A 23983-nucleotide genomic window follows, 5' to 3' on the forward strand; every position below is an offset into this window, starting at 1 on the left:
TTTAAGTGATAAAGTCGGGTGTAGACAAATTTACGAACTCCATTCATTTATAAAAAATCAAGGAGGCTGAAAATCGTTCCTATCGGCCTCTTTTTGTATAGTGTGATGAGTAGGATCAGGTTCAAGTTTTAAAAAACCAAGCAAATATGATATACTAAAGAGCGAGTATTCTAGTAGAATTAGGACAAATAATATGAAACAAACGATTATTCTTTTATATGGTGGAAGGAGTGCGGAACGTGAAGTCTCTGTCCTTTCAGCTGAGAGTATCATGCGTGCGGTTAACTACGACCGTTTCACAGTCAAGACTTTCTTTATCAGTCAGTCAGGTGACTTTATCAAAACGCAGGAATTTAGTCAGACTCCAGGTCAAGAGGACCGTCTCATGACCAATGAAACCATTGATTGGGATAAGAAAGTTGCACCAAGTGCTATCTATGAAGAAGGGGCAGTGGTCTTTCCAGTTCTTCATGGTCCGATGGGAGAAGATGGCTCTGTTCAAGGATTCCTTGAAGTTTTGAAATTGCCTTATGTCGGTTGCAATATCTTGTCATCCAGTCTTGCCATGGATAAAATCACGACTAAGCGTGTGTTAGAATCTGCTGGCATTGCACAAGTTCCCTATGTGGCTATCGTTGAAGGGGATGATGTGACTGCTAAAATCGCTGAAGTGGAAGAAAAATTGACTTATCCAGTCTTCACTAAGCCGTCAAACATGGGTTCTAGTGTCGGTATTTCTAAGTCTGAAAATCAAGAAGAACTTCGTCAAGCTTTGGAACTTGCCTTTCAATATGACAGCCGTGTCTTGGTAGAGCAAGGGGTCAATGCCCGTGAAATCGAGGTTGGTCTCTTGGGAAACTACGATGTCAAAAGCACGCTACCAGGAGAAGTAGTCAAGGATGTTGCCTTTTATGACTACGATGCCAAGTATATTGATAACAAGATTACCATGGACATCCCAGCCAAAATCAGTGATGATGTGGTAGCTGTCATGCGTCAAAATGCAGAGACGGCCTTCCGTGCCATTGGAGGCCTCGGTCTCTCTCGTTGCGATTTCTTCTATACAGATAAGGGAGAGATTTTCCTAAACGAGCTCAATACCATGCCAGGTTTCACCCAGTGGTCAATGTATCCACTACTTTGGGACAATATGGGAATCAGCTACGCAGAACTAATCGAGCGTTTGGTTGACCTTGCCAAGGAAAGCTTTAACAAGCGCGAAGCGCATTTGCTATAAAATGAAAGAGAGGGTAGAAGCCAGAACCATCACTGCCAGGTGACTAGAGTTCTCGGGCTTCGACCCTTTTTAAAGGAGTAGAAATGAAATTAACAATCCATGAAGTTGCCCAAGCTGTTGGAGCTAAAAATGATGTTAGTCTTTTTGCGAACGCCCAGTTAGAAAAGGCTGAGTTTGACAGTCGATTGATTGGGACTGGAGATTTATTTGTGCCACTCAAAGGTGCGCGTGATGGTCATGACTTTATCGAAACAGCCTTTGAAAATGGTGCGGTAGCAACCCTGTCTGAGAAAGAAATCGCAAATCATCCCTACATTCTAGTAGACGACGTGTTGACTGCATTTCAAAAACTAGCTGCCTACTATCTTGAAAAAACGACTGTTGATGTCTTTGCTATTACGGGTTCAAATGGTAAGACAACGACCAAGGATATGTTGGCACATTTGCTGTCAACAATCTACAAAACCTACAAAACTCAAGGAAACTACAATAACGAGATTGGTCTTCCTTACACAGTTCTCCATATGCCTGAAGGAACAGAAAAGTTGGTTTTGGAGATGGGACAGGATCACTTGGGAGATATTCATCTCTTGTCTGAATTGGCTCATCCAAAGATAGCCATCGTGACCTTGGTTGGAGAAGCCCATTTGGCCTTTTTCAAAGACCGTTCGGAGATTGCCCAAGGAAAAATGCAAATTGCAGATGGCATGGCTTCGAATTCCTTGCTTTTGGCCCCAGCCGACTCCATTGTAGAGGCCTACTTGCCAACTGATAAAAAGGTGGTTCGTTTTGGGCAAGGAGCAGAGTTGGAAATCACAGACTTGGTTGAGCGTAAGGACAGTCTGACCTTTAAAGCTAATTTCTTGGAACAAGCCCTTGATTTGCCAGTGACTGGTAAGTACAATGCCACTAATGCTATGATTGCTGCTTATGTGGCCCTACAAGAAGGAGTTTCAGAAGAACAAATTTGTCAGGCCTTCCAAAATCTTGAATTGACGCGTAACCGTACCGAGTGGAAGAAAGCAGCCAATGGAGCAGACATCTTGTCAGATGTTTACAATGCCAATCCAACTGCTATGAAGCTGATTTTAGAGACCTTCTCTGCCATTCCAGCCAATGAAGGGGGCAAGAAAATTGCGGTTTTAGCGGACATGAAGGAACTGGGTAACCAGTCAGTTCAACTCCATAATCAGATGATTTTGAGCCTTTCTCCAGATGTGCTGGATACCGTGATTTTCTACGGAGAAGACATTGCTGAATTGGCCCAACTTGCCAGTCAAATGTTCCCAATTGGCCACGTTTACTATTTCAAGAAAACAGAAGACCAAGACCAATTTGAAGACCTAGTCAAGCAGGTCAAGGAAAGCCTCAGTGCCAATGATCAAATCTTGCTCAAGGGCTCTAACTCTATGAACCTAGCCATGTTGGTAGAAAGTTTAGAAAATGAAACCAAGTGATTTTGTTAAGTATCTGCAAAGAATGATTGCCCTTACAGATACTGGCTTAACCTTTACAAAAGATCCTTTTGACTGTGAGCGCTACGAAGACTTGCGAAGTCTGTTATCTGAAATGTTGAATCAGGTATCAGACCTTGATGCAGACGAAGTGGCAGAACTCTTGAAACCGACCTCCGCTTATGCGACTCCCTTAATGGACGTCCGTGCTTGGATTGTTGAGGATGAGAAGATTTGTCTGGTTAGGGGACAAGGAGAGGATAGTTGGGCTTTGCCAGGTGGCTTTGGTGAAGTCGGCTATTCTCCAACTGAAAATATTCTCAAGGAAATTGAAGAAGAAACCGGTTTTAAAGCCAAAGTTGAAAGACTGCTAGCTGTTTTTGATACCAATCGTTTCCAACTACAGAGCAAACAATATGCAAAGTTTGTTTTTGAATGTAAGCTTCTCGATGGACAATTCCAAGAAAATCAAGAAATCGCTGACCTTCAATTTTTTGCAATTGACCAACTGCCGAATTTATCTGAAAAACGCATTACCAAGGAGCAAATCGAGATTCTTTGGCAGGTTTATCAAGGTCAGAGGGAGCAATATCTTGACTAAGAAGATGATTATCGTATTTCTAAATCCATTTTTGACAAATAGCATGGTATAATAATATGCAGGAAAATTTTGAATTATGAGGAAGACTAGATGAATTTATGGGATATTTTTTTTACAACTCAGCCAACAGAAACACCTAAATTTGACCTTTTTTGGTATGTTAGCCTATTTACGCTCTTAGCCTTGACCTTTTATACAGCCTATCGCTATCGTGAAAAGAAGGTTTACCAACGATTTTTCCAGATTTTACAGGCCGTTCAGTTGATCCTTCTTTATGGTTGGTACTGGGTCAATCATATGCCATTGTCAGAAAGCCTACCCTTTTACCATTGCCGTATGGCTATGTTTGTGGTACTCTTGCTTCCTGGTCAGTCCAAATATAAACAATACTTTGCATTATTGGGAACATTTGGGACATTAGCAGCCTTTGTTTATCCAGTGCCAGATGCTTACCCTTTTCCACATATCACCATTTTATCCTTTATCTTTGGTCATTTAGCACTCTTGGGGAACTCTCTAGTTTATCTATTGAGACAGTATAGTGCGAAATTGCTGGATGTGAAGGGAATTTTTCTCATGACCTTTGCCCTAAATGCCTTGATTTTTGTGGTCAATTTGGTAACAGGTGGGGATTACGGATTCTTGACAAAACCGCCATTGGTTGGGGATCATGGTCTAGTAGCTAATTATTTACTTGTTTCAATTGTGCTGGTAGCTACTATCAGTTTGACTAAGAAAATCTTAGAATTCTTTTTAGCTCAAGAAGCAGAAAAAATGATTGCAAAGAAAGCTTAACACAGAGCTTTCTTTTTTTGTCTTAGAGAGTTTTTACAAGCAGCTTATAAAATAAGAATTTCTGAACATAGAAACTCAAAAATTGGCTGGGAAATTTAGGAAAAAAGCAAGCATGATTAAATTTTTTGTGTTATAATATTCTGTGAATAGCTATGCCTAAGTTTAGCTATGGAATAATACGAAGTGCGAAACTTGGAAGATAGAGAGGATGCGATGTAATGGCTAGAGAAGGCTTTTTTACAGGTCTAGATATTGGAACAAGCTCTGTCAAGGTGCTTGTAGCCGAGCAGAGAAATGGTGAATTAAATGTAATTGGCGTGAGTAATGCCAAAAGTAAAGGTGTAAAGGATGGAATTATTGTTGATATTGATGCAGCAGCAACTGCTATCAAGTCAGCCATTTCCCAAGCAGAAGAAAAGTCAGGCATTTCGATTAAATCAGTGAATGTCGGCTTGCCTGGTAATCTTTTGCAGGTAGAACCAACTCAAGGGATGATTCCAGTAACATCTGATACCAAGGAAATTACGGATCAAGATGTTGAAAATGTTGTCAAATCAGCTTTGACAAAGAGTATGACACCTGACCGTGAAGTCATTACCTTTATTCCTGAAGAATTTATTGTGGATGGTTTCCAAGGGATTCGTGACCCACGTGGCATGATGGGGGTTCGCCTTGAAATGCGTGGTTTGCTTTATACAGGACCTCGTACTATCTTGCACAATTTGCGTAAGACGGTTGAGCGTGCAGGTGTTCAGGTTGAAAATGTTATCATTTCACCACTAGCAATGGTTCAGTCTGTTTTGAACGAAGGGGAACGTGAATTTGGTGCTACAGTGATTGATATGGGGGCAGGTCAAACGACTGTCGCTACAATCCGTAATCAAGAACTCCAGTTCACACATATTCTCCAAGAAGGTGGAGATTATGTAACTAAAGATATCTCCAAGGTTTTGAAAACCTCTCGCAAATTAGCGGAAGGCTTGAAACTGAATTACGGGGAAGCCTATCCGCCTCTTGCAAGCAAAGAAACCTTCCAAGTAGAGGTTATTGGAGAAGTAGAAGCAGTCGAAGTGACGGAAGCCTACTTGTCAGAAATTATTTCTGCACGAATCAAGCACATCCTTGAACAAATCAAGCAAGAATTAGATAGAAGGCGTCTATTGGACCTCCCTGGTGGTATTGTCTTAATCGGTGGGAATGCCATTTTACCAGGTATGGTTGAGCTTGCTCAGGAAGTCTTTGGCGTCCGTGTCAAGCTTTATGTTCCAAATCAAGTTGGTATCCGTAATCCAGCCTTTGCGCATGTGATTAGTTTATCAGAATTTGCGGGTCAATTAACAGAAGTTAATCTTTTGGCTCAAGGAGCGATAAAAGGTGAGAATGACTTAAGTCATCAGCCAATTAGTTTTGGTGGGATGCTGCAAAAGACAGCTCAGTTTGTACAATCAACGCCTGTTCAACCAGCTCCTGCTCCAGAAGTAGAGCCGGTGGCGCCTACAGAACCAATGGCGGATTTCCAACAAGCTTCACAAAATAAACCGAAATTAGCAGATCGTTTCCGTGGCTTGATCGGAAGCATGTTTGACGAATAAAGAGGAAAAATAAATTATGACATTTTCATTTGATACAGCTGCTGCTCAAGGTGCAGTGATTAAAGTAATTGGTGTCGGTGGAGGCGGTGGCAATGCCATCAACCGCATGGTCGACGAAGGTGTTACAGGCGTAGAATTTATCGCAGCAAACACAGATGTACAAGCATTGAGCAGTACAAAAGCTGAGACTGTTATTCAGTTAGGCCCTAAATTGACTCGCGGTTTGGGTGCAGGAGGTCAACCTGAGGTTGGTCGTAAAGCTGCTGAAGAAAGCGAAGAAACACTGACGGAAGCTATCAGTGGTGCAGATATGGTCTTCATCACTGCTGGTATGGGAGGAGGCTCTGGAACTGGAGCTGCTCCTGTTATTGCTCGTATCGCCAAAGATTTGGGTGCTCTTACAGTTGGTGTTGTAACACGTCCCTTTGGTTTTGAAGGAAGTAAGCGTGGACAATTTGCCGTTGAAGGAATCAACCAACTTCGTGAGCATGTAGATACTCTATTGATTATTTCAAACAACAACTTGCTTGAAATTGTTGATAAGAAGACACCACTTTTGGAGGCTCTTAGCGAAGCAGATAACGTTCTTCGTCAAGGTGTTCAAGGAATTACCGATTTGATTACCAATCCAGGATTGATTAACCTTGACTTTGCCGATGTGAAAACGGTGATGGCAAATAAAGGAAATGCTCTTATGGGGATTGGTATCGGTAGTGGAGAAGAACGTGTTGTTGAAGCAGCGCGTAAGGCAATTTACTCTCCACTTCTTGAAACAACAATTGATGGAGCAGAAGATGTGATTGTCAACGTAACTGGTGGTCTCGACTTAACCTTGATTGAGGCAGAAGAGGCTTCACAAATTGTGAATCAAGCAGCAGGTCAAGGAGTGAACATCTGGCTCGGTACTTCAATTGATGAAAGTATGCGTGATGAAATTCGTGTAACAGTTGTCGCAACGGGTGTTCGTCAAGACCGCGTAGAAAAGGTTGTGGCTCCACAAGCTAGACCGACTACTAACTACCGTGAGACAGTGAAACCAGCTCATTCACATGGCTTTGATCGTCATTTTGATATGGCAGAAACAGCTGAATTGCCAAAACAAAATCCACGTCGTTTGGAACCAACTCAGGCATCTGCTTTTGGTGATTGGGATCTTCGCCGTGAATCGATTGTTCGTACAACAGATTCAGTCGTTTCTCCAGTTGAACGCTTTGAAGCCCCAACATCACAAGATGAAGATGAATTGGATACACCTCCATTTTTCAAAAATCGTTAAGTAAATGAATGTAAAAGAAAATACAGAACTTGTTTTTCGAGAAGTCGCAGAGGCTAGTCTGAGTGCTCATCGAGAGAGTGGTTCAGTCTCTGTCATTGCAGTTACCAAGTATGTAGATGTACCGACAGCGGAAGCCTTGCTTCCGCTAGGTGTTCATCATATCGGTGAAAATCGTGTCGATAAGTTTCTGGAAAAATATGAATCTTTAAAAGATCGAGATGTGACTTGGCATTTGATTGGTACCTTGCAAAGACGTAAGGTGAAAGATGTCATTCAATACGTTGATTATTTCCATGCCTTGGATTCAGTAAAGCTAGCGGAGGAAATCCAAAAAAGAAGTGACCGAGTCATCAAGTGTTTCCTTCAAGTAAATATTTCTAAAGAAGAAAGCAAGCACGGTTTTTCGAGAGAGGAACTGCTGGATATCTTGCCAGAGTTAGCCAGACTAGATAAGATTGAATATGTTGGTTTAATGACGATGGCACCTTTTGAGGCTAGCAGTGAGCAGTTGAAAGAAATTTTCAAGGCGACCCAAGATTTACAAAGAGAAATCCAAGAAAAACAAATTCCAAATATGCCTATGATCGAGTTAAGTATGGGAATGAGTCGTGATTATAAAGAAGCGATTCAATTCGGTTCCACCTTTGTTCGTATAGGTACAGCATTTTTTAAGTAGGAGAGAACCATGTCTTTAAAAGATAGATTCGATAGATTTATAGATTATTTTACGGAGGATGAGGATTCAAGTCTCCCTTATGAAAAAAGAGATGAGCCTGTGTTTACTCCAGTAAATTCTTCACAGGAACCGGCTCTCCCAATCACTCAAACTCCACAATCAGCTGGAACAAAGGAGAACAATATCACCAGACTTCATGCAAGACAACAGGAATTGGCAAATCAGAGTCAGCGTGCAACTGATAAGGTCATTATAGATGTTCGTTATCCTAGAAAATATGAAGACGCAACAGAAATTGTTGATTTATTGGCAGGAAACGAAAGTATCTTGATTGATTTTCAATATATGACTGAAGTGCAGGCTCGTCGTTGTTTGGATTACCTGGATGGGGCTTGCCATGTTCTAGCTGGAAGTCTGAAAAAAGTAGCTTCTACCATGTATCTGTTGACACCAGTGAATGTTATTGTGAATGTAGAAGATATTCGTTTGCCAGATGAAGATCAACAGGGTGAGTTTGATTTTGATATGAGACGAAATAGAGTACGATAATGATTTTTTTAATTCGTATGATTTATAATGCAGTGGATATTTACTCCCTGATTTTGGTAGCCTTTGCTGTCATGTCTTGGTTTCCAGGCGCCTACGAATCCAGTTTGGGTCGTTGGATTGTAGCGTTGGTAAAACCAGTGCTTGCTCCCTTGCAACGCCTGCCTTTACAGATAGTGGGCCTTGATTTATCTGTTTGGGTTGCGATTGTTTTGGTTCGATTTTTAGGAGAAAACCTAGTCCGTTTTCTGGCGATGATAGGATGAATAAAGGGATTTATCAGCATTTCTCCATAGAAGATCGTCCCTTTCTTGACAAGGGAATGGAATGGATAAAGAAGGTAGAAGATAGCTATGCTCCTTTTTTAACTCCTTTTATCAATCCTCATCAGGAGAAGCTATTAAAGATTTTGGCCAAAACCTATGGTCTTGCTTGTAGCAGTAGTGGGGAATTTGTCTCGAGTGAGTATGTTCGAGTTTTATTATACCCAGATTATTTCCAACCAGAGTTTTCAGATTTTGAAATATCTCTTCAGGAAATTGTGTATTCCAATAAATTTGAACATTTAACGCATGCTAAGATTTTAGGGACAGTCATCAATCAATTAGGGATTGAACGGAAACTTTTTGGAGATATCCTAGTAGATGAAGAACGGGCGCAGATTATGATTAATCAGCAGTTTCTTCTTCTATTTCAAGATGGATTAAAGAAAATTGGCCGTATACCTGTTTCGCTGGAGGAACGTCCTTTCGCCGAGAAGATAGATAAGCTAGAACAGTATCGAGAGCTGGATTTATCTGTGTCTAGTTTTCGATTAGATGTTCTTTTATCAAATGTTTTAAAACTATCTAGGAACCAAGCAAACCAGTTGATTGAAAAGAAACTTGTCCAAGTAAATTATCATGTGGTAGACAAATCAGATTATATTGTTCAAGTTGGAGACTTGATTAGTGTGAGAAAATTTGGGCGCTTGAGATTGCTTCAAGATAAGGGACAAACAAAAAAAGAGAAGAAAAAAATAACCGTCCAGTTATTATTAAGTAAGTGAGGAATAGAATGCCAATTACATCATTAGAAATAAAGGACAAGACCTTTGGAACTCGATTCAGAGGTTTTGATCCAGAAGAAGTCGATGAATTTTTAGATATTGTGGTTCGTGATTACGAAGATCTTGTTCGTGCGAATCATGATAAAGATTTGCGTATTAAGAGTTTAGAAGAGCGTTTGTCTTACTTTGACGAAATGAAAGATTCATTGAGCCAGTCTGTATTGATTGCCCAAGACACAGCTGAGCGAGTGAAACAAGCGGCACATGAACGTTCAAACAATATCGTTCACCAAGCAGAGCAAGATGCGCAACGCTTGTTGGAAGAAGCTAAATATAAGGCAAACGAGATTCTTCGTCAAGCAACAGACAATGCTAAGAAAGTTGCTGTTGAAACAGAAGAATTGAAGAACAAGAGCCGTGTCTTCCACCAACGTCTCAAATCTACAATTGAGAGTCAGTTGGCTATTGTTGAGTCTTCAGATTGGGAAGATATTCTCCGTCCAACAGCTACTTATCTTCAAACCAGTGATGAAGCTTTTAAAGAAGTTGTTAGCGAAGTGCTTGGGGAACCGATTCCAGCTCCAATTGAGGAAGAACCAATTGATATGACACGTCAGTTCTCTCAAGCAGAAATGGCAGAGTTACAGGCTCGTATTGAAGCAGCCAATAAAGAATTGGCTGAATTTGAAGCTCAGACTAAACAGGAAGTGGAAGCTCCAACTCCTGTAGTGGGTCCTCAAATGGAAGAAGAACCTGCTCATCCAGTTGGTCCAATGTATGAAGAGCCAGAAGTAGCTCCAGTACATCCTTCGGCTCCAACACCAGCTACAGAAACATTTGATTCAGCACCAGGATTTGAAGCACCGCAAGAATCCGTTACAATTTTATAAGAAATATTCTGAGAACAATATCTTATCCTTATATTTCCAGCGAGCAGGAGATGGTGTGAGTCCTGTAATCCCTATTGATAAGATTATCCTCTCAAAAACTCAAGTCTGAATGGAGTAAGATTTGACGTTCCCCACGTTACGGGATAAGAGGGAGAAAGACTAAATCTTTTTCCGAATAAAGGTGGTACCACGATTTTCGTCCTTTTTGGCAGTCGTGGTTTTTAATTTGTTATTATTTATAAAGGAGATACCATGAAACTCAAAGATACTCTTAATCTTGGTAAAACAGCTTTCCCAATGCGTGCAGGCCTTCCGACCAAAGAGCCAGTTTGGCAAAAGGAATGGGAAGATGCAAAACTTTACCAACGTCGTCAAGAATTGAACCAAGGAAAACCTCATTTCACCTTGCATGATGGCCCTCCATACGCGAACGGAAATATCCACGTTGGACACGCTATGAACAAGATTTCAAAAGATATCATTGTTCGCTCAAAATCTATGTCAGGTTTTTACGCACCATTTATCCCAGGTTGGGATACTCATGGTCTGCCAATCGAGCAAGTTTTGGCAAAACAAGGTGTCAAACGTAAAGAAATGGACTTGGTTGAGTACTTGAAACTTTGTCGCGAATACGCTCTTTCTCAAGTAGATAAACAACGTGAAGACTTTAAACGTTTGGGTGTTTCTGGTGACTGGGAAAATCCATATGTGACTTTGACTCCTGACTATGAAGCAGCCCAAATCCGTGTATTTGGTGAGATGGCTAATAAAGGCTATATCTACCGTGGTGCCAAGCCAGTTTACTGGTCTTGGTCATCTGAGTCAGCCCTTGCTGAAGCGGAGATTGAATACCATGACTTGGTTTCGACTTCCCTTTATTATGCCAACAAGGTAAAAGATGGCAAAGGTGTTCTAGATACAGAGACTTATATCGTAGTCTGGACAACAACTCCATTTACTATCACAGCTTCTCGTGGTTTGACTGTTGGAGCGGATATTGATTACGTCTTGGTTCAACCTGCTGGTGAAGCTCGTAAGTTTGTCGTTGCTGCAGAATTATTGACTAGCTTATTTGAGAAATTTGGTTGGGCTGATGCTCAAGTTTTGGCAACTTACCGTGGTCAAGAACTCAACCACATCGTAACAGCACACCCATGGGATACAGCTGTAGATGAGTTGGTTATCCTTGGTGACCACGTTACCACTGACTCTGGTACTGGTATTGTCCATACAGCCCCTGGTTTTGGTGAGGACGACTACAATGTTGGTATTGCTAATGGTCTTGAAGTCGCAGTGACTGTTGACGAACGTGGTATCATGATGAAGAATGCTGGTCCTGAGTTTGAAGGTCAATTCTATGAAAAGGTGGTTCCAACTGTTATTGAAAAACTTGGTAACCTCCTTCTTGCCCAAGAAGAAATCTCTCACTCATATCCATTTGACTGGCGCACTAAGAAACCAATCATCTGGCGTGCGGTTCCACAATGGTTTGCCTCAGTTTCTAAATTCCGTCAAGAAATCCTGGACGAAATTGAAAAAGTGAAATTCCACTCAGAATGGGGTAAAGTCCGTCTTTACAATATGATTCGTGACCGTGGCGACTGGGTTATCTCTCGTCAACGTGCTTGGGGTGTTCCACTTCCTATCTTCTACGCTGAAGACGGTACAGCGATTATGACTGCTGAAACTATTGAACACGTGGCTCAACTCTTTGAGGAACATGGTTCAAGTATTTGGTGGGAACGTGATGCTAAGGACCTCTTGCCAGAAGGATTTACTCATCCAGGTTCACCAAACGGCGAGTTCAAAAAAGAAACTGATATCATGGACGTTTGGTTTGACTCAGGTTCATCATGGAATGGAGTGGTAGTAAACCGTCCTGAGTTGACTTACCCAGCAGACCTTTACTTAGAAGGTTCTGACCAATACCGTGGTTGGTTCAACTCATCACTCATCACATCTGTTGCCAACCATGGCGTAGCACCTTACAAACAAATCTTGTCACAAGGTTTTGCCCTTGATGGTAAAGGTGAGAAGATGTCCAAATCTCTTGGAAATACCATTGCCCCAAGTGATGTTGAAAAACAATTTGGTGCGGAAATCTTGCGTCTCTGGGTAACAAGTGTTGACTCAAGCAACGACGTGCGTATTTCTATGGATATCTTGAGCCAAGTCTCTGAAACTTACCGCAAGATCCGTAACACCCTTCGTTTCTTGATTGCCAATACATCTGACTTTAACCCAGCTCAAGATGCAGTCGCTTACGAAGAGCTTCGCTCAGTTGATAAGTACATGACGATTCGCTTTAACCAGCTTGTCAAGACCATTCGTGATGCCTATGCAGACTTTGAATTCTTGACAATCTACAAGGCCTTGGTGAACTTTATCAACGTTGATTTATCAGCCTTCTACCTTGATTTTGCCAAAGATGTTGTTTATATCGAAGGTGCCAAATCACTCGAACGCCGTCAAATGCAGACTGTTTTCTATGACATTCTTGTGAAAATCACCAAACTCTTGACACCAATCCTTCCTCACACTGCGGAAGAAATCTGGTCATACCTTGAGTTTGAAGCAGAAGACTTCGTTCAATTGTCAGAATTGCCAGAAGCGGAAACTTTTGCTAACCAAGAAGAAATCTTGGATACATGGGCAGCCTTCATGGACTTCCGTGGACAAGCTCAAAAAGCCTTGGAAGAAGCTCGTAATGCAAAAGTTATCGGTAAATCACTTGAAGCACACTTGACAGTTTATCCAAATGAAGTTGTGAAAACTCTACTCGAAGCAGTAAACAGCAATGTAGCTCAACTTTTGATTGTGTCTGAATTGACCATCGCAGAAGGACCAGCTCCAGAAGCTGCCGTTAGCTTCGAAGATGTAGCCTTCACTGTTGAACGCGCTGCAGGCCAAGTCTGTGACCGTTGCCGTCGTATTGACCCAACAACAGCAGAACGCAGCTACCAGGCAGTCATCTGTGACCACTGTGCAAGCATCGTAGAAGAAAACTTTGCGGACGCAGTCGCAGAAGGATTTGAAGAGAAGTAAGGTTGTTGTCTGATACTAAGAAGGAAAAGGATTGCCAAACAGTCCTTTCCTTTTTGGTTTTGACTAGCTTTTTTGTGAAAAATTGTGTAGAATAGAATAGATAAACGAGGGGAAACCTCGGAAAATTTGAAGGAGAATCCATCTAATGGTAAAATTGGTTTTTGCTCGCCACGGTGAGTCTGAATGGAACAAAGCTAACCTTTTCACTGGTTGGGCTGATGTTGATTTGTCTGAAAAAGGTACACAACAAGCGATTGACGCTGGTAAATTGATCAAAGAAGCTGGTATCGAATTTGACCAAGCTTACACTTCAGTATTGAAACGTGCGATCAAAACAACTAACTTGGCTCTTGAAGCTTCTGACCAATTGTGGGTTCCAGTTGAAAAATCATGGCGCTTGAACGAACGTCACTACGGTGGTTTGACTGGTAAAAACAAAGCTGAGGCTGCTGAACAATTTGGTGATGAGCAAGTTCACATCTGGCGTCGTTCATACGATGTATTGCCTCCAAACATGGACCGTGATGATGAGCACTCAGCTCACACAGACCGTCGTTACGCTTCACTTGACGACTCAGTAATCCCAGATGCTGAAAACTTGAAAGTGACTTTGGAACGTGCCCTTCCATTCTGGGAAGATAAAATCGCTCCAGCTCTTAAAGATGGTAAAAACGTATTCGTAGGAGCTCACGGTAACTCAATCCGTGCCCTTGTAAAACACATCAAAGGTTTGTCAGATGACGAAATCATGGACGTGGAAATCCCTAACTTCCCACCATTGGTATTCGAATTCGACGAAAAATTGAACGTAGTTTCTGAATACTACCTTGGAAAATAAAAAAATGTAAGTCTAGAATTGATTTCTAGGCTTTTTGTTTTTGTTCCCAGTTTCCAATGGCTTGAAAAAGCGATATAATGATAGTAGGAAGTAATTTGTTTGAGAGAGGGTGGGTCTGATGGCTTATATTGAGATGAAACACTGTTATAAGCGTTATCAGGTTGGGGACACGGAGATTGTGGCCAATCGTGATGTGAATTTTGAGATTGAAAAGGGTGAATTGGTTATTATTCTAGGTGCATCTGGTGCAGGCAAGTCAACGGTTCTTAACCTTCTTGGGGGAATGGATACCAATGACGAGGGGGAGATTTGGATTGATGGTGTTAATATTGCGGATTATAGTTCCCACCAGCGCACCAATTACCGTAGAAATGATGTGGGGTTTGTTTTTCAGTTTTATAATCTAGTTTCTAATCTGACAGCTAAGGAAAATGTGGAACTGGCCTCTGAAATCGTGACAGATGCCTTGAATCCTGAACAGGTCTTGACAGATGTAGGTCTGGCTCATCGTCTCAATAACTTTCCAGCCCAGCTTTCTGGAGGGGAGCAACAGCGAGTCTCCATTGCACGCGCAGTAGCCAAAAATCCTAAGATCCTCCTTTGTGATGAACCGACTGGAGCCTTGGATTATCAGACGGGCAAGCAGGTTTTGAAAATTCTCCAAGATATGTCTCGTCAAAAGGGAGCGACGGTGATCATCGTGACTCATAATGGAGCTTTGTCGCCCATTGCTGATCGCGTGATTCATATGCACGATGCCAGTGTCAAGGATGTGGTGATCAACCAGCATCCTCAGGATATCGACAGTTTGGAGTACTAGCATGATGAAGCGAAAAACCTATTGGAAGGACTTAATTCAGTCCTTCACAGGCTCCAAGGGGCGTTTTTTATCCATCTTAACCTTGATGATGTTAGGGTCTCTAGCCTTAATAGGCCTCAAAGTGACTAGCCCCAACATGGAGGCGACAGCTAATACTTATTTAACAACTGCTCAAACCTTGGATTTGGCAGTTATGTCTAATTATGGTTTGGATCAAACAGATCAAGAAGAACTAAAACAGACGGAGGGCGCAGAGGTTGAGTTTGGCTATTTGACAGATGTGGCTATGGATAATGGGCAGGATGCCATTCGGCTGTACTCCAAACCAGAGCGAATTTCAAACTTTCAGCTAAGAGAGGGACGACTTCCTCAGTCAGACAAGGAAATCGCTTTGGCCACTCATTTGCAAGGCCAATACAGCGTGGGACAGGAGATTAGTTTTAAAGAAAAAGAAGAGGGTCATTCCTTTTTAAAAGACCATACTTATACCATTACTGGTTTTGTGGATTCAGCTGAAATCCTCTCCCAGCGAGATATGGGCCACGCAGGAAGTGGAAGTGGGACTCTGACAGCCTATGGGGTGATTTTACCTAGTCAGTTTGATCAGAAAGTCTACAATATAGCTCGTTTGAAATATCAAGATTTAGCAGGCTTAAATGCTTTTTCAGAAGCTTATGAAGAAAAATCCAAGCAACATCAGGAAGACCTTGAACAAGCTTTGTCAGATAATGGCAAGGCACGTCTGCAACTCTTGAAAAAAGAAGGACAAGAGTCTTTAGACAAGGGCCAAGAAACCCTTGACAAGGCTGAGACTAATCTGCAGGAAGGCAAGCGTCGTTTAGCAACCGCTCAAGCTCGTTTACAGGCTCAGGAAAGTCAACTAGCCTTGCTTCCTCAAGCCCAGAGAGAGCAGGCCCATGCTCAACTTACTCAAGCCAAGCAGGAATTGAGCAAGGAAGAAGACAAACTAAAGCAGGCTGAACAAAATTTAGCCCAAGAAAAGGAAAAATTAGAAAAACATCAGCAAGTCTTGGATGATTTGGCGGAGCCCAAGTATCAAGTCTATAATCGTCAGACCATGCCTGGCGGTCAAGGTTATCTCATGTACAGTAATGCTTCAGCCAGTATTCGGGCAGTGGGCAATATCTTTCCTGTGGTTCTTTATGCCGTAGCAGCTATGGTGACCTTTACAACTATGACTCGCTTTGTGGATGAAGAGCGAACTCATGCAGGGATTTTTAAGGCCTTGGGCTATCGCAGTAAGGATATTATCGCTAAATTTCTTCTCTATGGTCTAGTAGCTGGGACTGTCGGAACAGCTCTAGGTAGCATACTTGGCCATTATTTGCTAGCTGGTGTGATTTCAAGTGTCATTACAAAAGGCATGGTGGTGGGAGAAACCCAGATTCAGTTCTATTGGACCTATAGCTTACTGGCTCTTGTCTTGAGTTGGTTGGCGAGTGTGTTACCAGCCTACTTGGTAGCTCGTAGGGAACTTCATGATGAAGCAGCCCAGCTTTTACTGCCTAAACCTCCTGTTAAAGGAGCTAAAATCTTACTGGAACGCATCGGTTTTATCTGGCGTCGTCTCAGTTTTACTCATAAGGTAACAGCTCGCAATATCTTCCGTTATAAGCAGCGGATGTTGATGACGATCTTTGGTGTGGCAGGTTCTGTAGCCCTGCTCTTTGCAGGTTTGGGAATCCAATCCTCTGTAGCAGGAGTTCCGTCTAGACAGTTTCAACAAATCCAACAGTATCAGATGATTGTCTCTGAAAATCCTAGTGCGACCAATCAGGACAAGTCAGAGTTGGAAGAAGTGTTGAAAGGGCAGGATATCCAAGCATATCAGAAAATCTATTCTAAAACGCTAGACAAGGATTTCAAAGGTAAGGCTGGTCTTCAAACTATTACTCTTATGATGACAGAGAAGGAGGATTTGACTCCCTTTATTCATCTGCAACATCATCAGCAAGAGCTGACATTAAAAGATGGCGTCGTTATTACAGCTAAACTTGCCCAGCTGGCAGGTGTCAAGGTTGGGCAGACTCTAGAAATTGAAGGTAAGGAATTAAAGGTCGCTGCTATTACTGAGAACTACGTTGGTCACTTTATTTATATGAGTCAATCTAACTATGAGCAACTTTACGGACAGCTACCCCAAGCCAACACTTATCTGGTCTCGTTAAGGGATACCAGTGCGTCTAGTATCGAAAGACAGGCCGGCTTACTTATGAATCAATCTGCGGTGTCCAGCGTCGTCCAGAATGCTTCAGCCATTCGACTCTTTGACTCGGTCGCAAGTTCACTCAATCAGACCATGACTATCTTAGTTATCGTATCGGTTCTGTTGGCTATTGTTATCCTTTACAATCTGACCAATATCAACGTGGCTGAGAGAATCCGTGAACTCTCCACTATCAAGGTTCTCGGCTTTCATAATAATGAAGTCACTCTCTACATTTACCGTGAGACGATTGTGCTGTCCCTTGTGGGAATTGTACTTGGTCTGGTATCTGGTTTCTATTTACACCAATTTTTGATTCAAATGATTTCGCCTGCGACTATTCTCTTTTATCCACAGGTAGGCTGGGAAGTCTATGTAATCCCAGTGGCAGCAGTAAGCATTATTTTGACCTTGCTTGGTTTCTTTGTCAATTATCATCTGAGAAAGGTTGATATGCTTGAAGCCCTGAAATCTGTAGAGTAAGGTAGTTGTTTTTATCTGGTTGAATTTATATTTACTCGTAAACAAAAATCCTCCGTTTCAAAGAGTAGGGAACTCTTTGAAACAGAGGATTTTTTCTATAGGGCTTTAGCAGCTGCAATTGCGGCTTCGAAGTTTGGTTCAGAGTTGATATTGTCCACGTATTCAACGTAGCGAATAGTATTGTCAGTATCGAGGACAAAGACTGCGCGTGCCAATAGGTGCCACTCATTGATTAAGAGGGCGTAATCACGTCCAAAGGAATGGTCGAAATAGTCTGAGAGCATGATGGCATTTTCAATACCTTCAGCACCACACCAACGTTTTTGAGCAAATGGTAGGTCCATAGAAACAGTCAATACGACCGTGTTGTCCAGTCCAGCCAGTTCTTCATTAAAACGACGCGTTTGAGTTGAGCAGATGCCTGTATCGATAGAAGGCACGACACTCAAAACTTTTTTCTTGCCATCAAAATCAGCCAGAGATTTTTTAGAAAGGTCTGTTGTAGTGAGTGAAAAATCAAGTGCCTTGTCGCCGACTTGTAGTTGTTTACCTGTAAAGCTCACAGGATTTCCGAGAAAAGTTACCATAAGATACTCCAATCTTTTTTCTTCCATTTTAGCTGAAACAGTCGGAATTTTCCAATGATTTGACCGGAAATATGGGCATAGAAAAAACGCCAGTTCATGTGAGAATGACGTTTTTCAGAGGCTTATTTTGCCAATCCTTCAGCAATCTTGTCAAGGTTGTATTTCATCATGTTGTAGTAGCTGTCGCCTTCTTTACCTTGTTCTGCGATAGAGTCAGTAAAGATTTGAGCGTAGATTGGGATGTTTGTATCTTGTGAAACAGTCTTCATTGGACGGTCATCCACACTTGATTCTACAAAGAGGGAAGGAGTTTTTGTTTGGCGAAGTTTTTCAACCAAGGTCTTGATTTGGTCAGGAGTTCCTTCTTCTTCAGTATTGATTTCCCAAATATAGGCACTTGGGACACCGTAGGCTTTAGAGAAGTATTTGAAGCATCCTTCACTGGTTACGATCAATTTCTTCTCAGCAGGGATATTGTTGAATTTAGCTTTTGCTTCCTTATCAAGTTTGTCTAGTTTTTCAGTATATTCTTTGAGATTTTTTTCGTAGAATTCCTTGTTGCTAGGGTCTTTAGCGCTCAATTGTTTTGCGATGTTTTTAGCAAAAATCATACCGTTCTCAAGGTTAAGCCAAGCGTGTGGATCTTCTTTCCCTTTTTCGTTTTGGCCTTCAAGGTAGATAACATCAACACCTTCGCTGACTGCAAAGTAGTCTTTGTTTTCAGTTTTCTTAGCATTTTCTACCAATTTTGTAAACCAAGCATTGCCACCTGTTTCCAGGTTGATACCGTTATAGAAAATGAGGTCTGCTTCAGAAGTTTTCTTGACATCTTCAGGAAGTGGTTCGTATTCGTGTGGGTCTTGACCAACAGGAACGATACTGTGAAGATCAATCTTGTCACCAGCAATATTTTTAGTAATATCAGCGATGATTGAGTTTGTAGCAACAACTTTTAGTTTTTGACCAGAAGCTGCATCTTTTTTTCCGCTAGCACATGCTACAAGAGCAATGACGGAAAGAAAGAGAACGAGTAATGTACCTAATTTTTTCATTAGATCCTCCAATTTATTAGGGCTTTGCCCCTTATTTTAACAAATGTTTATTTTTTAGTTTCAAATATCGTTGTTTTGGAGCGATAAAGAAGCTAATGAGAAAGAAACTAGCGGCTGTAAGCACGATACTAGAACCTGCCGCAACGTTAAAGCTATAGCCGATAAAGAGCCCCAAAACTGAAGCAGTAGCTCCAAAGGTTGAGGAAAGGAAAATCATGCTTTTCAGGCTATTAGCATACAGATAAGCAGTTGCAGCTGGGGTAATCAGCATGGCTACAATCAGGATAGTTCCGACACTTTGCATGGCTGTCACAGACACGAGAGTCAAGAGTACCATGAGAAGGTAGTGATAGAAATTGACAGGCATTCCCATGGCTTTAGCCAAGAGTTCATCAAAGGATGTTATCAAGAGTTGCTTGAAGAAAATCCAGATTAACAAGAGAATGACTGCTCCCACACCCATAGTAATAAACATATCCGTATCTTGGACGGCCAGGATATTACCAAAAAGGATATGGAAAAGGTCAGTTGAACTTTTAGCGACACTAATCAAGATGATACCGAGGGCTAAGAAAGAAGAAAAGGTAATGCCGATGGCGGTATCGCTTTTGATAATCGAGTTTCCCTTGATGTAGGTAATGATGATGGCAGCTAGCAGTCCAAAGACAATGGCTCCGATAAAGAAGTCAAGGCCCAAGATGAAGGAGAGGGCTACACCTGGTAAGACAGCATGTGAAATGGCATCTCCCATGAGTGACATCCCGCGTAGGATGATGAAGCATCCCACAGCTCCAGCTACGACCCCGACGACAATGGCTGTTATCAAGGCATTTTGTAAGAAATGGAATTTTTGCAATCCATCGATAAATTCTGCAATCATAGGTCACCTCCATTGAAAAAGAGTCGATTACCGTAAGCTTCTTTGAGATTGGCTTCGGTAAAGGTTTCTTTGGTTGGACCAAAGGCAATCACTTCTCGATTGACAAGCAAGACTTGATCGAAGTAGTGGGGAACCTTGCTGAGGTCGTGGTGGACGATGAGAACCGTCTTCCCAGCTTTTTTCAGATCTCTCAGCGTATTCATGATGATTTCCTCACTGACAGAGTCAATCCCAACAAAGGGTTCATCCAAGAGGATATAGTCGGCTTCCTGTACCAAACATCTGGCAATCAAGACCCGCTGGAATTGACCTCCAGACAGTTGACTGATTTGCCGTTCAGCGTAGTCAGCTAGACCGACGATTTCAAGGGCTTCTTGCACTTTCTTCCAATGTTTAGTCTTTAAACTTCGAAAGAGAGGGATAGAGGGAAAGAGTCCTAACGAGACGCATTCCTTGACCTTGATGGGAAAGTTGTAGTCGATATTGATTTTTTGTTCGACATAGGCGATTCGGTGTAAGGATTTTTTAACTTCCTTGTCATCGAGAAATGCCTGACCTTGATGTGGGATAATTCCCAGCATACCTTTTAATAGTGTTGATTTCCCAGCGCCGTTTGGACCAATGATACCGATAATTGTTGGTCCATGGAGCACTAGTGAAATATCCTTAAGTGCCAACGTTTCTTTGTAGGAGACACTGAGGTTTTCGATACGTATCATAAACTTGTATTCCTCCTGTCTCTTAATATACATTAAAAAAAAAATTAAGTCAAGTTAATTTTTGAAAAAATTAAAATAAGTCATTAAAAAATCTTTACACATCACACAAGGGAATCAATATATAGTGGATTGAATCTGGAATAGTCCACCGAGTTTTTTAAAACATTGTTAGAAATTCAAAGTAAATTATAAAAATGCCTTAGAAGCAGCATTGTACTACTCCAGCTCCAACTAACTCTATTTTGCTATATATTTAGTAGGAGGTCTAATAAAACGCATAATCTCAAGGTTTATACACCTGATATTATGCGTTTTTATGATTTTAAAGATTCTTTAATTAGATTTACTATCTGTACTTCAAAAAGTGTTTTAATCTATCCATGGATAACCCCTTAGTTTACCCTTTGATTTTTGTTGAGTATGAGCGATTCTTTGATGAATTATTTTGAATCAGTATATCACACTTTAAACATCAATAGTTTTTACTTTTGGTTAATGGACTAAAGTAACTAAATCCCCCTGCAAGAAATCTTATAGTACCTGCTAATATTAGAATACTTATGATAGTTAAGTTATGTGAAACAAGTATCCCTCCAAGGTATGCTCCTAAGGGGATAGAAGCAAATGAGATCATTCTAGTAATGCTAACAACACGTCCCAACATTTCTTTTTTGACAACTTTTTGTCGTAACGTAAAATATGTAATGGCATTGATATTGCCAAACATATTACTCAAACCTAAAAATACTCCCATATATATATAGTTTGTGTTAATTGATAGCAACATAGTAAATAGACCAGCTAGCATTGTACTGATGGAGAGGATTTTTCCATATCTAAACTTTTTAATTAATTCAGGGGCAAGAATAGCACCTAATATAGCTCCTACACCAGCTATTGAGAGTATTAATCCATAGTGAAAGGAGGTATAGCCTAGAACATCTGTAATATAGTAAACTAAGTTGGCCTGAAATATATGAATGCCAAAGTTTGTTCCAAAAAAAAGAATAGCTCCACTTAGGATGATTTTATCATTTTTTACATAGTGCAAACCAATAGATATTGTTTTAGAAAGACTCTCTTTTTTAGAGATATTTACTAGTGTATTTTCTGGAGTTTTTATGCAGAGAATTAATAGGCTGGCAATTAAAAAGGTAAGAGCATTGACCCATAAAACTTTAGCTGGATTAATAAGTAATAGAACAGAACCACTAATCATAGGACCGATAAGATTTAATGTATTGTCAATAAGTTGGATTCCTGAATTGGATTTTGATAGCTGATTGTCTGTTACAATCTGTGGTAACAAGCTTTGAAATGCTGGGTGGACTAATGGCTCTGTAGAGGAGAGCAGGAAGGTTAAAATATAAATTAAGAGTAAGAGTATATTATCATTTTTAAAAGATATTATTAGCAAACTTAGAATGACTAATGAGATTAAATGACATATTGAAATGATATATACTTTTTTGAATTTATCTGCTAATATACCTCCTACTAGAGAAAATAAAATCCATGGTAAAAATGAAATACCGTATAGAGTAGCCATATGAAATGGAGATCCTGTTTTCTCAAATACTAGCAAAGGTAGAGCTAATTTTCTTAGCCAATCACCAAAGTTGGATACAAGAAATGTTAGCCACAATATTTTGTAATTTCTATTCAATAATATTACCTCCACGACAGGTTATACAATTGGGATCTATATGCCAATGCTCGGCTATTTTTGTAGTCATTGTATTCATATCTATAGATTTTAATTGGCCTACAGTAGTTAATTCACCGATACCAGTGATATATTTTGTAACTTCTGAACAAATGATACCAGTTGCTACAGATACTAGAGGAGCTATGGCAGTATTGTCACCAACTAAGTTTAAACGAGTTCTTTCTTCAAGGATTAGGTGAGAAATAGGGTGTTCTTTTTGGATAGTATTTCTCCAACAATCTATGCATCCAGATATTTTGGGGATAATAGTATATTGCAGGGCTCGTTGCGCTTCTAAACCTGCACAAAATAAAGGAATATTCAGCTTTACTATAGCTTCATTTACCCATCTTGCTAGTTTGATTTTAGGTCTATCCGCAACTAGTATTAAGCAGTCGAATCCTCGGAATGATTCAACAACATCTTCAGATGAATTGATTTTCTTTTCCTCAACAGTAAATTTTATTTGAGGATTAAATTCATAGATGCGTTGTTTTGCTATACTTGCTTTACTCTTTCCTATATCATCAAAGTTATATAAAATTTGTCTATTTAAATTAGATATATCAACGACATCAAATTCAACAGCTTTTATTTCTCCTATACCTAAGCCAGCTAAGTCATATATAATGTGAGATCCTAATCCGCCTAATCCAATAATTCCAATTTTTGAATCAATTAATTTTTTTTGAGAAATATATTTATTTTCACTTAAAGTTGCGTAAGATGAAAAAAAGTTGATGTTTCTGTGATAACGTTCTAATTCATACTTGGATAATATTTTAGAACCAGTAAGATTTAAATCCTCGATAAATCGTTCTTTACTGATTTCATCAATAGCTTCCATTACATCAGATGGTGATAGTTCACTGTAGGTTTCTGAAACTTCTCTTATGATTTTTTCGACAGTATTAATTCCATCCATTTTTTTGAGCATGTATTCAATAGCTCCGCTAGGGTCTTCATATTCTGTAATTTCTCCAACCCCACCTATATAGACCGATCCGTCTTTATATACTACTGGGTAAGCCTTTTTTAGTTTTGGACGAGCTTTTAGTAGATCCATTATATCTCCTTATATCAATTAAAAGAAAAGGTAACTAGAGAAAGTCTAGTTACCAGCCTCGGTGAAGAAAGTATTACTATCCTTCTACTGCGATTCCTGCAATACTTACAGAATGAACACGTTTTTGCTTAAGCATAAAATCTACCTCCTAATATTTAAATTTCAAGTAGCAAAGCTATGAGATAGATAATACTCAATCATTTTCAAAAAGCAACCTTGTCCATTGTCTGCTGACAGTGGACTTTAAAACGCTTTTTTCCAGTCCTTGAATAACTTCTTGAAGCTTATCAATGACGGCTTCCAATGTTTGGAAAGCCTTGTTTTTAAAACCTCGTTTTCGAATTTCTTTCCAGACTTGTTCAATAGGGTTCATTTCTGGTGTATAAGGTGGGATAAAAGCCAACTCAATATTACTTGGAATCTCTAAGGTACTTGATTTATGC

At 40.5% G+C, this 23983-nt stretch carries 22 protein-coding genes; 15 read left to right on the top strand and 7 right to left on the bottom strand.

Annotation, left to right across the window (positions count from 1 at the left end; genetic code table 11):
• Nucleotides 1-193 precede the first annotated feature (193 nt).
• From HT671_RS08710 to HT671_RS08780, 15 genes are all read left to right on the top strand, one after another.
• Nucleotides 194-1237 carry a D-alanine--D-alanine ligase gene (locus HT671_RS08710; protein ID WP_000814626.1) on the top strand — a complete coding sequence of 348 codons (1044 nt, stop codon included), beginning with the start codon at nt 194-196 and terminating at the stop codon, nt 1235-1237.
• Between the two features lie 83 nt (nt 1238-1320).
• A complete protein-coding gene (murF, locus tag HT671_RS08715; protein ID WP_000778737.1) occupies nt 1321-2694 on the top strand; it encodes a UDP-N-acetylmuramoyl-tripeptide--D-alanyl-D-alanine ligase in 1374 nt (457 codons plus the stop codon).
• Nucleotides 2681-3292, top strand: a complete 612-nt coding sequence (locus HT671_RS08720; protein ID WP_000804584.1) for an NUDIX hydrolase — start codon at nt 2681-2683, stop codon at nt 3290-3292. Before murF ends, HT671_RS08720 begins: the two co-directional genes overlap by 14 nt.
• A 90-nt stretch (nt 3293-3382) precedes the next feature.
• Nucleotides 3383-4087 (top strand): TIGR02206 family membrane protein, encoded by a 705-nt coding sequence (locus HT671_RS08725; RefSeq protein WP_172923130.1) that lies wholly within the window; start codon nt 3383-3385, stop codon nt 4085-4087.
• A 218-nt stretch (nt 4088-4305) separates the two neighbouring features.
• Nucleotides 4306-5679: a cell division protein FtsA gene (ftsA, locus tag HT671_RS08730; RefSeq protein ID WP_050107773.1), complete on the top strand. Its 1374-nt coding sequence runs from the start codon at nt 4306-4308 to the stop codon at nt 5677-5679.
• A gap of 16 nt (nt 5680-5695) precedes the next feature.
• Nucleotides 5696-6955, top strand: coding sequence for a cell division protein FtsZ (gene ftsZ / locus HT671_RS08735; protein WP_000144272.1), 1260 nt, complete (start codon nt 5696-5698; stop codon nt 6953-6955).
• 4 nt (nt 6956-6959) lie between these two features.
• The gene (locus tag HT671_RS08740; RefSeq protein WP_050389749.1) at nt 6960-7631 is read left to right on the top strand and encodes a YggS family pyridoxal phosphate-dependent enzyme; all 672 of its coding nucleotides are present in this window, start codon (nt 6960-6962) and stop codon (nt 7629-7631) included.
• Nucleotides 7632-7640: 9 nt separating this feature from the next.
• Nucleotides 7641-8180 (top strand): cell division protein SepF, encoded by a 540-nt coding sequence (locus tag HT671_RS08745; RefSeq protein ID WP_000053381.1) that lies wholly within the window; start codon nt 7641-7643, stop codon nt 8178-8180.
• The gene (locus HT671_RS08750) at nt 8180-8443 is read left to right on the top strand and encodes a YggT family protein (protein WP_023940419.1); all 264 of its coding nucleotides are present in this window, start codon (nt 8180-8182) and stop codon (nt 8441-8443) included. The genes HT671_RS08745 and HT671_RS08750 overlap by 1 nt, the downstream gene beginning before the upstream one ends.
• Entirely contained in the window at nt 8440-9225 is a 786-nt protein-coding gene (locus HT671_RS08755) for an RNA-binding protein (protein ID WP_138703043.1), read from the top strand. Before HT671_RS08750 ends, HT671_RS08755 begins: the two co-directional genes overlap by 4 nt.
• Before the next feature lie 8 nt (nt 9226-9233).
• Nucleotides 9234-10115: a DivIVA domain-containing protein gene (locus tag HT671_RS08760; protein ID WP_171043092.1), complete on the top strand. Its 882-nt coding sequence runs from the start codon at nt 9234-9236 to the stop codon at nt 10113-10115.
• Nucleotides 10116-10367: 252 nt separating this feature from the next.
• A complete protein-coding gene (gene ileS, locus HT671_RS08765) occupies nt 10368-13160 on the top strand; it encodes an isoleucine--tRNA ligase (protein ID WP_138703044.1) in 2793 nt (930 codons plus the stop codon).
• 145 nt (nt 13161-13305) lie between these two features.
• A complete protein-coding gene (locus HT671_RS08770) occupies nt 13306-13998 on the top strand; it encodes a phosphoglycerate mutase (RefSeq protein ID WP_000240129.1) in 693 nt (230 codons plus the stop codon).
• Between the two features lie 118 nt (nt 13999-14116).
• Nucleotides 14117-14818: an ABC transporter ATP-binding protein gene (locus HT671_RS08775; RefSeq protein WP_138703045.1), complete on the top strand. Its 702-nt coding sequence runs from the start codon at nt 14117-14119 to the stop codon at nt 14816-14818.
• Between the two features lies 1 nt (nt 14819).
• Nucleotides 14820-17528 (top strand): FtsX-like permease family protein, encoded by a 2709-nt coding sequence (locus HT671_RS08780; RefSeq protein ID WP_138703046.1) that lies wholly within the window; start codon nt 14820-14822, stop codon nt 17526-17528.
• A gap of 95 nt (nt 17529-17623) precedes the next feature.
• On the opposite strand, the gene tpx is transcribed toward HT671_RS08780, so the two are convergent.
• The 7 genes from tpx to HT671_RS08815 all read right to left on the bottom strand — a co-directional run.
• The gene (gene tpx / locus HT671_RS08785) at nt 17624-18115 is read right to left on the bottom strand and encodes a thiol peroxidase (RefSeq protein ID WP_000256026.1); all 492 of its coding nucleotides are present in this window, start codon (nt 18113-18115) and stop codon (nt 17624-17626) included.
• Between the two features lie 122 nt (nt 18116-18237).
• Nucleotides 18238-19167, bottom strand: a complete 930-nt coding sequence (gene psaA / locus HT671_RS08790; protein WP_166735471.1) for a metal ABC transporter substrate-binding lipoprotein/adhesin PsaA — start codon at nt 19165-19167, stop codon at nt 18238-18240.
• A gap of 31 nt (nt 19168-19198) precedes the next feature.
• Entirely contained in the window at nt 19199-20047 is an 849-nt protein-coding gene (locus HT671_RS08795; RefSeq protein ID WP_000559787.1) for a metal ABC transporter permease, read from the bottom strand.
• Nucleotides 20044-20766, bottom strand: coding sequence for a metal ABC transporter ATP-binding protein (locus HT671_RS08800; protein ID WP_166735470.1), 723 nt, complete (start codon nt 20764-20766; stop codon nt 20044-20046). The genes HT671_RS08795 and HT671_RS08800 overlap by 4 nt, the downstream gene beginning before the upstream one ends.
• Nucleotides 20767-21238: 472 nt before the next feature.
• A complete protein-coding gene (locus tag HT671_RS08805) occupies nt 21239-22432 on the bottom strand; it encodes an MFS transporter (protein WP_172923131.1) in 1194 nt (397 codons plus the stop codon).
• Entirely contained in the window at nt 22425-23540 is a 1116-nt protein-coding gene (locus HT671_RS08810; RefSeq protein WP_050207834.1) for a ThiF family adenylyltransferase, read from the bottom strand. Before HT671_RS08810 ends, HT671_RS08805 begins: the two co-directional genes overlap by 8 nt.
• 193 nt (nt 23541-23733) lie before the next feature.
• The coding region (locus HT671_RS08815; RefSeq protein ID WP_171042137.1) for a transposase at nt 23734-23983 on the bottom strand (250 nt) is incomplete at its 5' end.

The sequence above is a fragment of the Streptococcus sp. 2741 genome (genome assembly GCF_013276315.1).
Classification (GTDB): domain Bacteria; phylum Bacillota; class Bacilli; order Lactobacillales; family Streptococcaceae; genus Streptococcus; species Streptococcus pseudopneumoniae.

Excerpts from the sequence above, each read along its gene's own strand:
- HT671_RS08710 (WP_000814626.1), top strand. The coding sequence starts at position 194 with ATGAAACAAACGATTATTCTTTTATATGGTGGAAGGAGTGCGGAACGT.
- murF (WP_000778737.1), top strand. The coding sequence starts at position 1,321 with ATGAAATTAACAATCCATGAAGTTGCCCAAGCTGTTGGAGCTAAAAAT.
- HT671_RS08720 (WP_000804584.1), top strand. The coding sequence starts at position 2,681 with ATGAAACCAAGTGATTTTGTTAAGTATCTGCAAAGAATGATTGCCCTT.
- HT671_RS08725 (WP_172923130.1), top strand. The coding sequence starts at position 3,383 with ATGAATTTATGGGATATTTTTTTTACAACTCAGCCAACAGAAACACCT.
- ftsA (WP_050107773.1), top strand. The coding sequence starts at position 4,306 with ATGGCTAGAGAAGGCTTTTTTACAGGTCTAGATATTGGAACAAGCTCT.
- ftsZ (WP_000144272.1), top strand. The coding sequence starts at position 5,696 with ATGACATTTTCATTTGATACAGCTGCTGCTCAAGGTGCAGTGATTAAA.
- HT671_RS08740 (WP_050389749.1), top strand. The coding sequence starts at position 6,960 with ATGAATGTAAAAGAAAATACAGAACTTGTTTTTCGAGAAGTCGCAGAG.
- HT671_RS08745 (WP_000053381.1), top strand. The coding sequence starts at position 7,641 with ATGTCTTTAAAAGATAGATTCGATAGATTTATAGATTATTTTACGGAG.
- HT671_RS08750 (WP_023940419.1), top strand. The coding sequence starts at position 8,180 with ATGATTTTTTTAATTCGTATGATTTATAATGCAGTGGATATTTACTCC.
- HT671_RS08755 (WP_138703043.1), top strand. The coding sequence starts at position 8,440 with ATGAATAAAGGGATTTATCAGCATTTCTCCATAGAAGATCGTCCCTTT.
- HT671_RS08760 (WP_171043092.1), top strand. The coding sequence starts at position 9,234 with ATGCCAATTACATCATTAGAAATAAAGGACAAGACCTTTGGAACTCGA.
- ileS (WP_138703044.1), top strand. The coding sequence starts at position 10,368 with ATGAAACTCAAAGATACTCTTAATCTTGGTAAAACAGCTTTCCCAATG.
- HT671_RS08770 (WP_000240129.1), top strand. The coding sequence starts at position 13,306 with ATGGTAAAATTGGTTTTTGCTCGCCACGGTGAGTCTGAATGGAACAAA.
- HT671_RS08775 (WP_138703045.1), top strand. The coding sequence starts at position 14,117 with ATGGCTTATATTGAGATGAAACACTGTTATAAGCGTTATCAGGTTGGG.
- HT671_RS08780 (WP_138703046.1), top strand. The coding sequence starts at position 14,820 with ATGATGAAGCGAAAAACCTATTGGAAGGACTTAATTCAGTCCTTCACA.
- tpx (WP_000256026.1), bottom strand. The coding sequence starts at position 18,115 with ATGGTAACTTTTCTCGGAAATCCTGTGAGCTTTACAGGTAAACAACTA.
- psaA (WP_166735471.1), bottom strand. The coding sequence starts at position 19,167 with ATGAAAAAATTAGGTACATTACTCGTTCTCTTTCTTTCCGTCATTGCT.
- HT671_RS08795 (WP_000559787.1), bottom strand. The coding sequence starts at position 20,047 with ATGATTGCAGAATTTATCGATGGATTGCAAAAATTCCATTTCTTACAA.
- HT671_RS08800 (WP_166735470.1), bottom strand. The coding sequence starts at position 20,766 with ATGATACGTATCGAAAACCTCAGTGTCTCCTACAAAGAAACGTTGGCA.
- HT671_RS08810 (WP_050207834.1), bottom strand. The coding sequence starts at position 23,540 with ATGGATCTACTAAAAGCTCGTCCAAAACTAAAAAAGGCTTACCCAGTA.